Origin of the sequence: Flavonifractor sp. An10 (assembly GCF_002161215.1) — a bacterium.
Classification (GTDB): domain Bacteria; phylum Bacillota; class Clostridia; order Oscillospirales; family Oscillospiraceae; genus Flavonifractor; species Flavonifractor avistercoris.
The window spans coordinates 439,233-454,046 of sequence record NZ_NFMB01000004.1 but is presented as its reverse complement, the minus strand read 5'-3'; the positions used below and the strand labels follow the sequence as shown (position 1 = coordinate 454,046).

Below are 14,814 nucleotides of genomic sequence, written 5' to 3'. Positions count from 1 at the left end.
GCCTCAAATTTTAGAAGGAGGAAAATCCAAGATGAGAAACCTCAAACGGGCTCTCAGCCTGCTTCTGGCCGCCGCCATGCTGATCGGCATGATGGTCGTCGGCGCTTCCGCTGTGAGCTACAACGATTTCTCCGACCGCGGAGAGATCGTGAACAAGGATGCGGTTTCCATGCTCACCACGCTGGAGATCATCGAGGGCAAGCCCGATGGTTCCTATGCGCCCGGCGAGAATGTAGACCGCGCTCAGATGGCGAAGATGATCTCCGTCATGCTGAGCAACAACCAGAACTGTGACGATCTGTACATGAACGTCAACAGCGGCCTGACTGACATCAGCGCCAACTGGGCCAAGGGCTACATCAACTACTGCTACACCCTTGGCGTCATTGCCGGCCGCGGCAATGGCACCTTCGACCCCTCCGCCAACGTGACCGCCGTGGAGGCCGCCAAGATGCTGCTGACCGCGCTGGGCTACGAGGCTGAGATCGAGGGCCTGGTGGGCGATGACTGGGCGCTGAACACCGCCGCCCTGGCCCACGAGCTGGGCATCTTCCGCAACTTCGACAAGGACGTGAGCGCTCCTCTGAACCGCGACGACGCGGCTCTGCTGATCTACAACGCCATGGACGTGGAGATGATCGAGCAGTATCAGAACGGCTATGCGCTGTCCTATGCCGACCACCGCACCATCCTGAGCTACGTGTTCGGCGTGATCCGCGTCGAGGGCGTGGTTGTGGCCAACGAGTGGGCTCAGCTGCAGCAGACCGACTCTGACGAGGCTCTGCGCGAGGGCCGCACCACCCTGGCCAACGTGGTTTGGTATGACTCCACCACCTCCAACACCCGCGTGGAGGAGGGCGTGAAGGAGACCGAGCCCGTGACCTTCAATGTGACCACCCCTGTTGAGTACATGGGCAAGGCTGTCACCATGTACGTGGAGAAGACCACCATCCTGGCCAACTCCAAGGTGCTGGGCGTGGCCACTGACGACGAGGCCAACGTCATCAACTTCACCGCCGCCACCGAGGATACCGTGAAGGACTACCTGAAGGGCACCGGCGTGGCCGTGAACGAGGACACCGAGTACTACGTCAACTACGGCTACATGGCCGACGCCGACGACGCCATTGACTGGGTCAACGACTACCTCTATGGCTACAAGGGCAGCGACTTCACCCTGAACGGCGTGGAGGTGCAGGTCATCGACAACGACGATGACGGCATCGCCGAGTACGTGCTGTACCTGCAGGAGACCCTGTCCGAGGTGCAGCGCTACAACGAGAGCAAGGAGACCCTGACCTTCTTCGCTCCCGACCGCGACAGCAAGGAGAAGCTCAACGGCAAGACCGCGAGCACCACCATCGACACCGCCGACATGGTCAGCGTGAAGAAGGTCTCCCTGGAGGGTGTGACCACCACCGAGAACCTGTCCCTGGAGACTGAGGATCTGATCCTCTACGTCCAGTACGGCGGCCGCACCTATGTTGCCAATCCCCAGATCGTGACCGGCAACATGACCCGCATCGACCGCGACCGTGAGGACGAGCTGTTCATCACCATTGACGACGGCGACAACTACTACCAGTCCTTCATCCTGGACGTGGCCTCCATCGTGGACGTGGATGTGGAGAACTTCGACATCGACAACAAGGACGTGCGCGACGACGCGCCCGGCTTTGACGTCCGCTATGACTTCATCCTGGACTCCCATGGCTACATCGTGGCCTATCGTCCCGCCGAGGAGGTCGTGACCAACTACGCCCTGGTTCTGGACTCCGCCTGGACCCAGAACGCCCTGGACCGCTCCGGCCAGATCAAGATCCTGATGGCCGACGGCACCGAGAAGCAGTTCAACCTCAACTGGGACGACTCCGCCGACGCCTTCACCAGCATCGACAACATCCGCGGCGCTCTGCCTGCTTCTGTTGACACCGATGACGAGAAGCTGGAGTACTACCTGGGCTCCCGCGACGTGGTGCAGGATGGCTCCGGCGACAAGATCAACGATAAGCAGGATACCTACGCCACCGGCCTCGCCGCCGGCTCCATCATCACCTACAGCCTGAACGAGGCCGGCGACGAGCTGACCATCGAGTCCGTGCTGCAGGGCAACACCTTCGAGACCAATCCCACCAGCTCCATCGAGATCGACCAGACCCACAACCCCGACGAGACCGCCGGTGTGGCCGATAACGGCGATGTGATCTTCATGGACGGTGTGGATGACAACAACACCACCAACAACCTGCAGTACTACGCCACCAACGGCTATGACAACGGCTACGGCAACATCCGCGTGACCGGTACCTATGAGGACGAGAAGGGCAACTGGCACGACGATACCCGCAGCTACGCCGTTGACCTGAACACCGTGGCCTTCTACTGGTACAAGGACGGCGAGGACTACGTCTATGGCGTGGCCACCGGCTGGAACAACATGAGCGACGTGGACGCCGGCACCGACGTGCAGGTGATCCCCGCCCTGGAGAAGACCACCAACGGCGAGTATCAGGCCTCCAACCTGGCCGCTGTCATCCTGTTCGAGGCCGAGCCCAACACCGTGGCCGCCAACTACATGCTGGTCCTGTCCGCCAACGCCGTGGGCAAGGATAAGCTGGAGCTGAACGTTGTCTTTGAGGACGGCACCGCCGCCACCATCGACATCGACGACAAGGGCGACTTCGACGACGAGGACGACACCCACTACATGCGCGCCTGGACCTACAGCGAGAACGCCGACGGCACCTATGACATCGGCTCCATGTGGACCCGCGCCAACGGCTATGCCGACCTGCTCATCAACGGCACCATCGAGCTCAACGGCTACCGCCACATCGCCCTGCCCGCCGACGCCAACGTCTGGGACGTGACCGAGGTTGACCGCGGCGGCGACGACGTGCCCACCGGCGTGTTCCAGCGCAACATCAACGTGAACGCCGTGGTCATCGTGTCCGAGGGCCAGGTGCGCACCGCCTGGATCTGGGATCTGGATCCCAACGACATCACCGGCACCGGCTGGAACTTCAACTGGGATCTGACCAACTACGAGCGTGTGTACCCCTACATGGGCACCTGGAGCCAGTGGCAGATCCAGAGCTACCTGGTGGACGAGACCAACGTCATGGTCGTGGGCGACCTGACCCTGACCAATGATCTGGTGATCCCCGAGGACGTGATCCTCCAGGTGGAGGGCGACCTGCACGAGAACGGCTATGACGTCTCCGGCCTGGGCACCCTGCGCGTCCGCGGCGACTACTATGTCGGCGACGGCATCGGCGCTGAGAACCCGGGCGACGGCATCATCGCCACCGATACCCAGGTGGGCGGCGACCTGCTGCTGACCGAGAGCACCGAGATCAACGCCCGCGTGGGCGTGCTGGGCAGCGTCGTGGGCAACGGCGGCGACACTTCCTACAACGGCGTCGCCACCGATCCTGACAACCGCTACTTTGATCTGGACGTCAATGACTACCTGTATGCCGGCGAGGACATCATTGTTGCCTACCTGACCGTCAACGGCCACGCCGAGGCGGATGACGTCTATGCCTACGGCATTAAGGTCACCAGCAAGGACACCCTGATCGCCCGTGGCAGCATCTGCCTGTACGACAACACTTATAACAGCACTAACGGTTATCTCACTGTCGGCGACGGCACCGCCGCTGGCGCCGGCTCCGTGGTGGTGGGCGACATGCTGATCGACCCCGTCACCGGCGACACCGCTAACGTTACCGTTAACGCCGACAGCACCCTGACCATGAACGTGGGCGCCGACATGGATATCGACGGCACCCTGACCGTGAACACCAAGGGCAAGGTCACCTATGAGGCCGACGGCGCTATCCACTACCTGAAGGCTGGCTCCGTTGTCATTGACGGCGAGGTCTATGTCCCCGGCACCATCGAGGCTGGCTCCGTGGCGCTGAACAACGGCGGCAAGCTGTCCGTCATCACCAAGCCCGACAGCATCACCATCGCGAATGGCGGCGAGCTGGTCTACCTGGACGACGAGGGCCTGGAGGAGCAGCCCGGCACCGACGTTCCCACCAACACCCTGCTGACCAACCTGACCATTAAGGGCGAGAAGGTCACTCTGAGCGGCAACGGCGGCTATGTGACCCTGCCTTACGACAAGTGGACTAACACCACTGATGACGTGGTCAAGACCACCACCAGCGGCGTTACCGTCAAGGCCTATGCCGCCAGCGATAGCGATACCCCGCTGGATAAGAAAGACGCCCTGGATAAGGACACCACCGCCCTGTACGTCCAGGCCACCAAGGGCCTCGTCTCCGAGGAGTACGTCATCACCGTGAAGCTGACCGCCGGCCAGACCGACAGCGAGCTGACCTCTCTGACCGTCAAGGGCGTCAAGGTTGACCTGAGCAAGGCTACCGGTGAGGGCACTGAGGAGGATCCTTATGTGCTCACCGTCAGCGACATCACCGCTGAGCAGAACAGCACTGCAACCCTGATGGAGATTGGTCTTCCTTCTGGAGCCACAAAGGCTGTGAAGAACGGCAGCAATCAGGATGTGGCAGACAGTACCCTGGCTGGCTCTCCTGCTGTCAAGTCCGGCTGGAACTGGACTATCACCGTGACCTCTCAGGATAAACAGTCCGTCACCTATTATAAGGTTATCATCGGATCTGATGTTGAGGCTGAGTGGACTGCCACTGTGGGTTCCATTACTGTTGTCAATGAGAAGGGAACTGCCAAGGACGGTGCCACTGTCAGCGGCGTTGAGGCTGAGCTGATCTTTGATAACACCAAGGATCTGACCTTTACTGTTACCGCCAAGGATCACTTCCAGATCAAGGAGGTCAAGTATCTTGTCGACAGCGATGCGTCTCAGTACAGCAGCTACACCGTGATTGAGGATGCAACCGGAAGCTCTTACACTATCCCGGCTACTGCTCTTAAGGATGCTTCTGCTACCGATAAGCTGAACATTCGCGTTGTGGTGACCGAGGATCCCAAGGTTATTTTCAGCACCACCAAGCCCTGCTATGTGAACGACAAGCAGGTGACTGAGGCTTATGCCGAAAATGGTACTCTGACCTTCGCTACTTCTGTTGAGATCGAGGCGGAAGGTGCCGAGGTGCAGAAAGGTGAGGTCGACGGCGCTGGCCGCACCACCTACACTTTGACTGGCATTACCAAAGATGTGACTGTCTCCGACTATACCGCCGCTGGCGGCCGCTGATCCGGTCTCACGCGCATCTATCCCAAGCACACGAAAACCCCCGGGCCCTGCCCGGGGGTTTTCCCTTTTCTCACACGATGGCCAGATAGGTGTAGGCCATGCCGCTCTCGTTCATGGTGGCGTCGTCGGTGCGGAAGCCGTTGGAGGTGACGGTGATGGTGCGCACCGCCCCGCCGCCTTTCAGGGCCGTATCGCTGTTGTTGTCCCAGGACAGGATAACGGCCTTTGGGCTGGCCCCCACGGAGATGGAGCGGGTCTCGGCCCCGTTGCCCGTGTAGCTGCCCAGAATGGCCCGGGCCCGGCCGCTGGCGGTGGACTGGGCGGCGGCCACGCTGGACTGCAGGGCGGCCAGGTTGGACTGTGCGGCCTTGTTTGCCTCCAGTCCCGCCAGCGCCGCGTCGATCTTCTGAAAATCCGTGTTGAAGTCCGTGCGGAGGAAGTCGTCCTCCGGCACCCACTGGTGCAGCTGATAATTGCTCGTATATGTTGCCATAAACATCCCTCCCGTCGTGACAGCCGGGAGGGATGTTCACAGCACTGGGAGACGCGGCGGGGGCAGGCCCCTGTCCGGCTGCCCGTGCGATATAGATACAGACATAAAATATATTATGTCTTGTACTACAATATCTGGAAGGATTATGCTATAATTACTACTAACTAGCAAATCCCGACATTTGGCGGCTGGCAGAACGTCCAGGCCGGAACAGGCTGCGGCGCTCTGACAAAAATGAGCTGAGGGGAATTTGTATGGATAGAGAAACTCCTGAAATGTCATCGGCGGACAGCCTCCAGCATCGGTTGGAGGAGCTGCAGCGGCGCGCCGCCAGGGACGCGCTGTCCGGCCTGATGAATCGAGGGACACTGGAGCGGCGCATCAGGGAACGGCTGGCGCGCATGACGCCGGAGGACGCCTGCGCGCTGTTCATCGTGGATTTGGACAACTTCAAGCAGGTCAATGACACGCTGGGGCACCGCGCGGGAGACCAGGCCATCCGGCAGTCCGCGAGGATCCTGTCCCGGCTCTTCCGGGCCGGCGACATTGTGGGCCGCCTGGGCGGAGATGAGTTTGCCGTGTTCCTGTGCGGCCAGGTATCTGAGAAGTCGGTCAGAGACAAGGCGGCGGCCATCTGCGAAAACCTGCACCTCGCCCTGGGCGACCATGAGATTGTGAATGTTACCGCCAGCGTGGGCGTCCACCTGGCCGGGGAGGGGCAGGCGTTTGAGGGCCTGTACCAGGCGGCTGACCTGGCCCTTTACAAGGCCAAGAAGGCCGGAAAACACAGATTCTGCCTGAAAGGGAAGGACGGCTATCAGGAGGCGCAGCCCGACAGCTTCCGCCCGGTCAGCACCATAACCCTCAGCAGCCTGCTGGAGAAGATGGAGAGCGGTGTGGCGCTGCTGGAGATGGGGGAGCGCCCCCAGGTGATCTACGTCAGCCCCAGCTTGTGCAGAATCGTCGGGGCCAATCCGGATACCTGTCCGATGCCCAGGCCGCTGGCCGAGCTGCTCCATCCTGACGATCTGAATCCTCTCCTGAATGCGCTGCGGGACGGGCTGCGCCGGGGGGAGAGCGTGGAGCAGACATGCCGCGTCCGTGCCGGGGACAGGCAGGGCTGGCGCTGGTGGCAGATCCGCGCCGCGCAGACCGAGTACGACGGCGGCGTCCCGGTGATGCTCCTCACCACGATGGACGTCTCCGGGTTCAAAGAGGTGCAGCAGCGGCAGAAGGAGGAGATCCAGCGGCTCTGGGCCGCGTTCGAACAGACGCCCATGCAGCTCTGGGAGGTGGATCTCCGCACCGGCAGGTTCCGCTCCTTTGGCGGGGAGGCAGGGAGCCTCCGCCCGGGAGAGGAGGAGATCCCATTCCCCGAGGGCCTGATTGCGGGCGGCTGGGTGCACCCGGACTCCGTCCCCAGGTTCCGGGCCTTTGCCCGGGAGCTGCTTGGCGGGTGCGCCCGGGGCCACGGGAATTTTTCTGTCCGCAGCAGGGGCCGTGAACATTACGGCTGGATTTCCGCCTCATACCGGATGCTGACGGACGATGTGGGCCGGCCGGCCAGGGCGGTCGGGGTAATGGAAGCGCTTCCCCAGGGCTCCCGCGGCCCGGGCATGTGGGCGCCGGGCCGGCACCGGCTGCCGGAACGGCTGATGGCCGACCTGATCATGGGGATGCGCGCCAACCTGGAGCTGGACACGGTGGAAATGCTGTGGGCAGAGGGCGGAGAGCTGAGCGCCAGGGCGCGGGAGACCCCGTGCTCCCGGATCCTGGAGCTGGAGAGGCAGAAGATCTTCCGGAAGGAGGAGCAGAAACGGCTGGAGCCATACTTCGACCGGGAGCAGCTTCTGGCGCAGTTCCGGGCCGGAAAACGCTGGCTGTGTGCGGAATACCGGCGGGTGGACAGCGCCGGCAGCATCCGCTGGGTGCGGTTTGTGCTGCATCTGACGGAAGACCCTGCTTCCCGTCAGATCTCTCTCCTGGCCTGCCAGATCTGTCTGGATGCCGGCCGCAGCCTGGAGCGGGCCATCCGCGCAGGGGCGCGGCGGGACGAGGTCAGCCAGCTGTTCAGCCGGGACACGGTTCAGCAAATCGCGGAGGAGCTGTTCGGGGAGCGGGGGGATGGCAGCCGGGCGGTGGCCATCCTCCGGATCCACGGCCTGCCGGCGGCCCCGGCGGACGGCCTGAGTGCGGAACAGATGCGCCGCGAAATCGCGGCAGGGCTCTCCCTGGTGATGGGCGGCAGCTGCGTCCTGGGGCAGTACAGCCCCGTGCAGACCGTGCTGGTTTTCCCTGCGGCGGCAGACCGGGAAGCGCTCCGCCGCCAGGTGGAGGAGGGGCTTGGCCTCCTCCGGCAGATGCTGCTCCCTGAGCCCGTGTACAGCGGTCTCCGCTTTATCGTGGGGATCTCCATGCTGCCCGCCCACGCGGCAGAATACCATGCCATGCTGGCGCAGGCGGTTCTGGCCAGCTCCCTGCGGACGGACACTGCGGCGGATGCAGTGCTCTTCGCCCAGGAGAGCGGCAGCCAAAGCTGGGCGCAGCTTCTGCCCACCGGGGAGCAGGATCAGGTTCTGGTTCGCTCCGCGGAGATGGAGCGCCCTCTGTCCATCCAGGAAAAGGATGTGGCGTTCGACTGCATGTCCGCCATGCTCGCCGCCCGGACGCTGGACGCATCGCTGTCCGGTGTGCTGAGAACCATCGGAACCTATTACAGGGCCGACCGGGTATACACCCTGCTCCTGGCAGAAAACCGCCGCGCGGTGATCATGACATTCGAGTGGACCGGCCCCGGCAAGCACAGCATCCAGCTGGCAGTCTCCGGAATGAACCTGGCCCGGTTTCCTCTGCTGGAGCGGTGCATGGCCGAGCGGGCGCCGGTGTTCCTCGCCCGGGCGGAGCAAGCCGTCCCGGAAGCGGGGGGCGCAGCGGGGACGGCCTGGCATTTCACGGCCTTTCCGCTGATCCGGAAGCAGGAGGTGGAGGGCTTCCTCTGTATCGAAAACGCCCGGGAGCACCCGGAGGACGCCGCCCTGTTCAGCACCCTGATCCCGTACATGCTGCAGGAGCGGGAGCGGTTCCGCGCGGAGAGCGATGCGGCCGGGACTGTGCAGCACCTGATGGGACTCCCGGACTGGCAGGCCTACGCCAGGGCGGAGCAGACTCTCACCTCCGAGCACTTCAGCTCCCTGGGCGCGGTGTGCCTGGACATCCCCGGCGGCAGGCGCGGCTTTGAAAAAGGAAGCAGAATCCTGTGGTATGTGGCCAAAACGCTGACAGACCTGTTCGGCGCCTCCCTGCTGTTCCGGATCTGGGAAACGGAATTCGTGGCCTTCCTCCCTGACACCACCCGGGAGGTATTTCTGGGGCGCTGCGGGCGCCTCCGCTCCATCCTGCAGCGGCGGTATCCCGCGCAGGTGCGCATCGGCCGCGCCTGGGCGGAGAACGTCTTTACCGCCAAGAGGCTTGTGAAGGAGGCCCGGGCCGCCATGAGGGCGGTGGCCGCCGGTGTCCAGGAGCTCTCAGAGGCCGCGGTTCTGGTCGGCAGAACGGAGCTGCGGGCCGACGAGCGTGTGACGGTATATCTGCAGCCGAAGATCGACATGCGCACAGGCATGCTGGCCGGTGCAGAGGCGCTGGTGCGCAGGGTCGCCGGAGACGGCTCCCTCATCCCTCCGTCGCAGTTTATCGAGCAGCTGGAGGAGGACGGAACCATCCGGGAGTTGGATCTTCTGGTCCTGGATCGGGCACTCGCCTGGGCAGAGCAGTGGCGGCTGGCCGGGCTGGGGACGGTTCCGGTGGCGGTCAATCTGTCCCGGGCTACCATCGTCCACCCCTCCGCCCTGGCATCTATCCTGGCGCTGCAAAGCCGCTACCCGGCCTTCCCCCCGGAGGCGCTGGAGTTGGAGATCACGGAGCGGGGAGACAGCGTCGGAACTGCAGAGCTGCAGCAGATCGTTGATGAGTTCCATGCGTGCGGCCTGCGGCTCAGTCTGGACGACTTCGGCTCCCAGTACGCCAACCTCTCCCTCTTTGCCAATGTCAGGTTCGACACCGTGAAGCTGGATCGGAGCCTCATTGCCGAGGTGGTCTCAAACCCCATCAGCCGCACGCTGGTGCAGGATATCGTCAGGATCTGCTGCACCCATGAGATGGCCTGCGTGGCAGAAGGCGTGGAGACCAGGGAGCAGGTGGAGGTGCTGCTGGAGGCCGGGTGCACCTTCGGGCAGGGCTTCTACTATGACAGGCCCATTTCCATGGAGGAATTTGAGCGGAAATACCTTTGTGCGTCCGTTTCGGCGGAGCCGGAGGGATCAAAGGAGGATCGCGTATGAGCATTGCAGAGGAAAAACGACCGAAGCCGGCTGAGAGCCCCCGCCAGACGCCGCTGGTCATCGGGATCGGCGCATCTGCAGGCGGCCTGGAGGCGCTGCAGCAGTTCTTCGACTATATGCCGCCTAACAGCGGCCTGAGCTTTGTGGTGGTGCAGCACCTGTCACCGGACTACAAAAGCCTGATGGCCGACATTTTGGGCAAGCATACCGAGATGTCCGTCTACCAGGTGAAAAACAACACCGTGATGGAGCCGGATACCGTCTATCTGATCCCGCCGAAAAAGTATATGACCATCCAGTCAGGCAGGCTGATCCTGTCCGATGCTCCCGGCACGCTCAACCACCCCATCGACGCTTTCTTTGCCTCGCTGGCGGAGGAGAAACGGGAACACTCCATCGCGGTGGTGCTCTCCGGCACCGGCTCGGACGGCACCAACGGCGTCAAGGCGGTCAAGGAGCACGGGGGTCTGGTCATCGCCCAGGATCCGGACAGCGCCAAGTTTGACGGGATGCCCCGGAGCGTCATCAGCACCGGCCTGGCCGATTTTGTCCTGTCCCCGGAGGAGATCGCGGAGGAGATCCTCAACTTCTCCAACACCCCCATCCTGCTGCGCCCCCTGCGGGGCGACAGCTCCCTCTCCGACGAGGACGCACCCTTTTCCGAGGAGGAGACCCTGTCCCACATCTACACCATTCTCAAAAATGCCAGCGGCATAGATTTTACTTATTACAAGCGTTCCACCATCCTGCGGCGCATTGAGCGGCGCATGCTGGTCACCCACACCAGCAGCCTGGGGGAGTTTGCCAGGCTCCTGGGGGACAGCCCGGAGGAGGTCGGCATTCTCACCCGGGAAATCTTCATCGGGGTTACCAATTTCTTCCGGGATCCAGCCTTCTTTGAAAAGCTCAAGTACAATGCCATCTATAAGATTGTGGAGCGGACTGGGGAGGACGAGCCGATCCGGGTATGGAGCGCCGGCTGCTCCACCGGCGAGGAGGCCTATTCCATCGCCATCCTGTTCCAGGAGGTGATGGAGGAGCTGCAGGTCAAGCGGGATGTGAAGATCTTTGCCACCGATGTGGACAGCCGCGCGCTGGAGCAGGCGGGCAGGGGTGTGTTCTCGGAAAACATCATTGACGATGTGACGCCAGAGCGTCTGGCGAAATTTTTCGTGAAGCTGGGCGACCAGTATCAGATCTCCAAGGCCATCCGCCGGATGATCGTCTTTGCAACCCACAACATGTTCTCTGACCCACCCTTCGGCAAGCTGGATCTGATCTGCTGCCGCAATGTGATGATCTATTTCCAGCCGGTGATGCGCCGGGGGCTGTTTGCCATCTTCCACCAGGCGCTGAAAAACGGGGGATTTCTGTTCCTGGGCAAGAGCGAAACGGCGGGCGAGTATGTCAGCCTGTTCAAGCCGGTCTGCTCTGCGGAAAAGATCTATGTGCACAAGGCGGAGGGCAAGGTGGAGGATTTGGCACCGCCCACCTTCAACATCCCCAACATCCAGAATCTCTCCCTGAAAAACATCCACGCGGGGCTGGGCCAGAGCGGCGAGCCTGCGGACGAGAGCCGCTATACCCACTTCCTGGAGCGGTATCTGCCTGCCTCGGTTGTCCTGCAGGAGGACGATTCCGTGCTTCACTTCTTTGGCAGCTACAGCGATTACCTGACCCTGGCGCCGGGGAAGGCCACCCTGAACTTTTTCCACATGGTATGCAAGGATCTGTCCCTGGTGGCGGCTACCGCCATCAACCGCTGCCGTACGGAGCACACCTCCATCACCTACACCGATGTTGTGGTGGACAGCCCCAGTGGACGGAAGACCATCAACCTGGTGGTGGAACCCATTCCCGGCCGGGCGGGCGAGGAGCGCGAACTGCTGGCCGTCCTCTTCCTGGAAAACCGGCCTGCCGGCGCAGGGGGTGTGGTGGAGAAGTACGATTTGGACGCTACGGCGGCCCGTCGCATCTCTGATCTGGAGCGGGAGTATCAGGAGTCACAGAATGACCTGCGCTCCACCATCCAGAGGCTGGAGGCGGTGAACGGGGAGCTGCAGGCGGCCAATGAGGAGCTGCTTACCGCCAATGAGGAGCTGCAGAGCTCTACCGAGGAACTGCAGTCCGTCAACGAGGAGCTCTATACAGTCAATACCGAGCACCAGCTCAAGCTGGACGAGCTGACCATGATGACCAACGATCTGTCCAACTTCTTGTCCTCCACGATGATCGGCATCCTCTTTGTGGACAGCAGCCTGAACATCCGTAAGTTCACAGAGTATGTAGGCCGGGAGTTCCAGCTGCTGGAGCACGATGTGGGCCGCTCCATCCAGATCTTTGCTCACAGCTTTCCGGAAGAGGCCATTGAAAACGACTGCCGGGCTGTCTTGAAGGATCTGATCTCCATTGACCGCGAGGTCACGGCCTTGAACGGCCGGCACTACACCCTGCGCATCGCCCCCTACCGCACAACGGAGAACAGCATCCGCGGACTGGTTATCACCATTATCGACAGCCTGGGTGCGCCCCTCCATACGGAGGCGGAGGCCGCTTCTGACCCGGCCAAGTGAACCGGCATCTGCCGGCTGGCCGGGCCGGAGAAGATGGAGCTGGAGCTGGCCCTGGGGACAGTGCGCCTCTATGTTCCCTCCCAGCCCTGCCGCCGGGCCAGATCCAGCATGCCGGAACAGAACTGCTCCCACGGTGCCAATGATATCAGTGACGGGTCGCCCTCGCGGATACGCATGGTGCGGCGGATCTCCTTGGGAATGACCACGCGCCCGAGATCGTCGATGCGGCGCACGATTCCAGTCGCTTTCATCTATCAAACTCCTCCTGCGGTTGTGGTTACAGCCGTTAGTATCCGCAGGTTTCCAGCCGGTATGCAGATCCGCCCGGTGGTTTCATTTGGAAAGGGAGAGGAAAAGTGACAGTTCCCGTGCTTTTGCGTTGACAGGCCGGTGCGCGGCGCATTACAATAAAAGGCACGAAAAAGGGGGAGTGACGGATGGAACTGGATGCACTGCGCTGGGCCCTGCGGGGCACGGCGGCCTACCGCCATGTGGTGGAGGAGGAGCCGCTGCGGAGGGTGCTGGCGCTTCTGGACAAGCTGGCCGCCGGGGACGGCGCCGGGGCGGCGGAGGACTATGCCGGCCTGTTTTACCTGCTGCGGGCCGAGGGCAGCACCAGCCTGGGCGCCTGGCTGGACGGACAGCTGCGGGACAGGGAGTCCCCCTACGCCGCCCTGGTGGAGCGGGGCGGGGAGGATCCCGCCCTGGCGGAGGCCGCCAGGCGGGATATCGAGACCTTTGCCGCCCTGGCGGAGCTGGGCTGCGGCCGCCTGCTGGAGGCCGTGGGAGGGGCCGCCCCGCCGGAGCTGGAGGGGATGCTGGCCCGCCTGCCCCGGTGGGAGAGCACCTGCCCCTTTAGCTTTGCGGAGCTGACGGAGTTCTACCGCACCCACGGGGCTGGGCTGTTCGCCCGGCACCGGGCCTTTCTGTGGGAGGACGGGGTGCTCTGCCCCGTGGAGGAGCCCGACTGCCCCGAGCCGGACGAGATGTTCGGCTACGAGCTCCAGCGGGATCAGGTGGAGGCCAACACCCGCGCCCTGCTGGCGGGCAGCCAGGTGAACAACGTGCTGCTCTACGGCGACTCGGGCACCGGCAAGTCAGCCACGGTGAAGAGCCTGCTGTCCCTGCCCGGCTTCGAGGCCCTGCGCCTCATCGAGGTGCAGAAGGAGGGCCTGGCCGACATGCCGAGGCTCATCCGCACCCTGGGCGGGCGGAGGCTCAAGTTCATCCTGTTCATCGACGACCTGGCCTTTGACCAGGACGACAAGACCTACTCCGCCATGAAGACCATCCTGGAGGGCGGCCTGGAGCGGCGGCCGGCCAACGTGGCCATCTACGCCACCTCCAACCGCCGCCGGCTGGTGCGGCAGACCTTCTCCGACCGGGCCGGGGACGAGGTGGATGCCAGCGAGACCATCCAGGAGAAGACCTCCCTGTCCGACCGCTTCGGCCTGCGCATCCCCTATCTGGCCCTGAACAAGGCGGAGTTCCTGGATCTGGTGGAGAGCCTGGCCGATCAGGCCGGGGTAACCATGGATCGGGAGGCCCTCCGGGCCGACGCCCTCAAGTGGGAGATGCGGCACCCGGGTCGGACGCCGAGAACAGCCAAGCAGTTTATCGCCAGCCTCAGCCTGTAACCGGCTTTCCCGCATCTCCCACGGGCGCGGGAGCGCCCCGCCGCAGTGCGGCGTCCAAGCGTTTTGCCCTGTGGGCAAAACCTTGATGGCCGGGCGGATTCACTCCGCCCGGCCAGATGAAAGAACGAAGGGCCCCCGCCGGGGCGTCACCCTCGGTGACGCCCCGGCGGGAACAGATGCGGCATCCCGGGTCGGACGCCGAGAACAGCCAAGCAGTTTATCGCCAGTCTCAGCCTGTAAAAAGGGCGCGCTGCGGAGTCCCGCAGTGCGCCCTTTTTCCCAATGGCCCTATTCCTCTATCTGCAGCAGCTTGTAGGGCGGGATATCCAGTGCCTCGGCGATCAGGAACAGTGTGTTGAGGGAGATGCCCACCGCCATGCCCGGAGCCTCCACCTGGGAGAGGAACCCGGGGCTGATCCCCGCCCGCTCGGCCAGCTGCTCCTGGCTCAGGCCCCGCAGCCTGCGGAAGTAGGAGATGCGGATGCCGATGGCGATATAGTAGTCCCGGAACCGGGCCAGGTCGTTTTTACTCTTCATCTGTCTCACCCAAATTAAGGGTATCATCTTG

Annotated in this window: 6 protein-coding genes and 1 pseudogene; 4 read left to right on the top strand and 3 right to left on the bottom strand. The window is 63.0% G+C overall.

Annotated features, from left to right (window positions below; genetic code table 11):
• The first annotated feature begins 31 nt into the window (after positions 1-31).
• The gene (locus B5E42_RS09530) at positions 32-5,206 is read left to right on the top strand and encodes an S-layer homology domain-containing protein (RefSeq protein ID WP_087239020.1); all 5,175 of its coding nucleotides are present in this window, start codon (positions 32-34) and stop codon (positions 5,204-5,206) included.
• Positions 5,207-5,276: 70 nt separating this feature from the next.
• On the opposite strand, the gene B5E42_RS09525 is transcribed toward B5E42_RS09530, so the two are convergent.
• The gene (locus tag B5E42_RS09525; protein WP_087239018.1) at positions 5,277-5,699 is read right to left on the bottom strand and encodes a hypothetical protein; all 423 of its coding nucleotides are present in this window, start codon (positions 5,697-5,699) and stop codon (positions 5,277-5,279) included.
• Positions 5,700-5,953: 254 nt separating this feature from the next.
• Between B5E42_RS09525 and B5E42_RS09520 the strand changes: the two genes are divergently transcribed.
• Together B5E42_RS09520 and B5E42_RS09515 are read left to right on the top strand one after the other, a co-directional pair.
• Entirely contained in the window at positions 5,954-10,036 is a 4,083-nt protein-coding gene (locus B5E42_RS09520; protein WP_087239016.1) for an EAL domain-containing protein, read from the top strand.
• The gene (locus B5E42_RS09515) at positions 10,033-12,609 is read left to right on the top strand and encodes a chemotaxis protein CheB (RefSeq protein WP_087239014.1); all 2,577 of its coding nucleotides are present in this window, start codon (positions 10,033-10,035) and stop codon (positions 12,607-12,609) included. The genes B5E42_RS09520 and B5E42_RS09515 overlap by 4 nt, the downstream gene beginning before the upstream one ends.
• 152 nt (positions 12,610-12,761) lie before the next feature.
• Here the strand turns inward: B5E42_RS09515 and B5E42_RS19595 are convergent.
• Positions 12,762-12,860 (bottom strand): annotated as a pseudogene (locus B5E42_RS19595) (AbrB/MazE/SpoVT family DNA-binding domain-containing protein); the annotation flags it as partial.
• A gap of 186 nt (positions 12,861-13,046) precedes the next feature.
• On the opposite strand from B5E42_RS19595, the gene B5E42_RS09505 reads away from it, so the two are divergent.
• Positions 13,047-14,246 carry an ATP-binding protein gene (locus tag B5E42_RS09505; RefSeq protein WP_087239010.1) on the top strand — a complete coding sequence of 400 codons (1,200 nt, stop codon included), beginning with the start codon at positions 13,047-13,049 and terminating at the stop codon, positions 14,244-14,246.
• Between the two features lie 288 nt (positions 14,247-14,534).
• Here the strand turns inward: B5E42_RS09505 and B5E42_RS09500 are convergent, their stop codons facing one another.
• Positions 14,535-14,783 (bottom strand): helix-turn-helix transcriptional regulator, encoded by a 249-nt coding sequence (locus B5E42_RS09500; protein ID WP_087239008.1) that lies wholly within the window; start codon positions 14,781-14,783, stop codon positions 14,535-14,537.
• Positions 14,784-14,814: the final 31 nt, after the last annotated feature.

Excerpts from the sequence above, each read along its gene's own strand:
- B5E42_RS09530 (WP_087239020.1), top strand. The coding sequence starts at position 32 with ATGAGAAACCTCAAACGGGCTCTCAGCCTGCTTCTGGCCGCCGCCATG.
- B5E42_RS09525 (WP_087239018.1), bottom strand. The coding sequence starts at position 5,699 with ATGGCAACATATACGAGCAATTATCAGCTGCACCAGTGGGTGCCGGAG.
- B5E42_RS09520 (WP_087239016.1), top strand. The coding sequence starts at position 5,954 with ATGGATAGAGAAACTCCTGAAATGTCATCGGCGGACAGCCTCCAGCAT.
- B5E42_RS09515 (WP_087239014.1), top strand. The coding sequence starts at position 10,033 with ATGAGCATTGCAGAGGAAAAACGACCGAAGCCGGCTGAGAGCCCCCGC.
- B5E42_RS09505 (WP_087239010.1), top strand. The coding sequence starts at position 13,047 with ATGGAACTGGATGCACTGCGCTGGGCCCTGCGGGGCACGGCGGCCTAC.
- B5E42_RS09500 (WP_087239008.1), bottom strand. The coding sequence starts at position 14,783 with ATGAAGAGTAAAAACGACCTGGCCCGGTTCCGGGACTACTATATCGCC.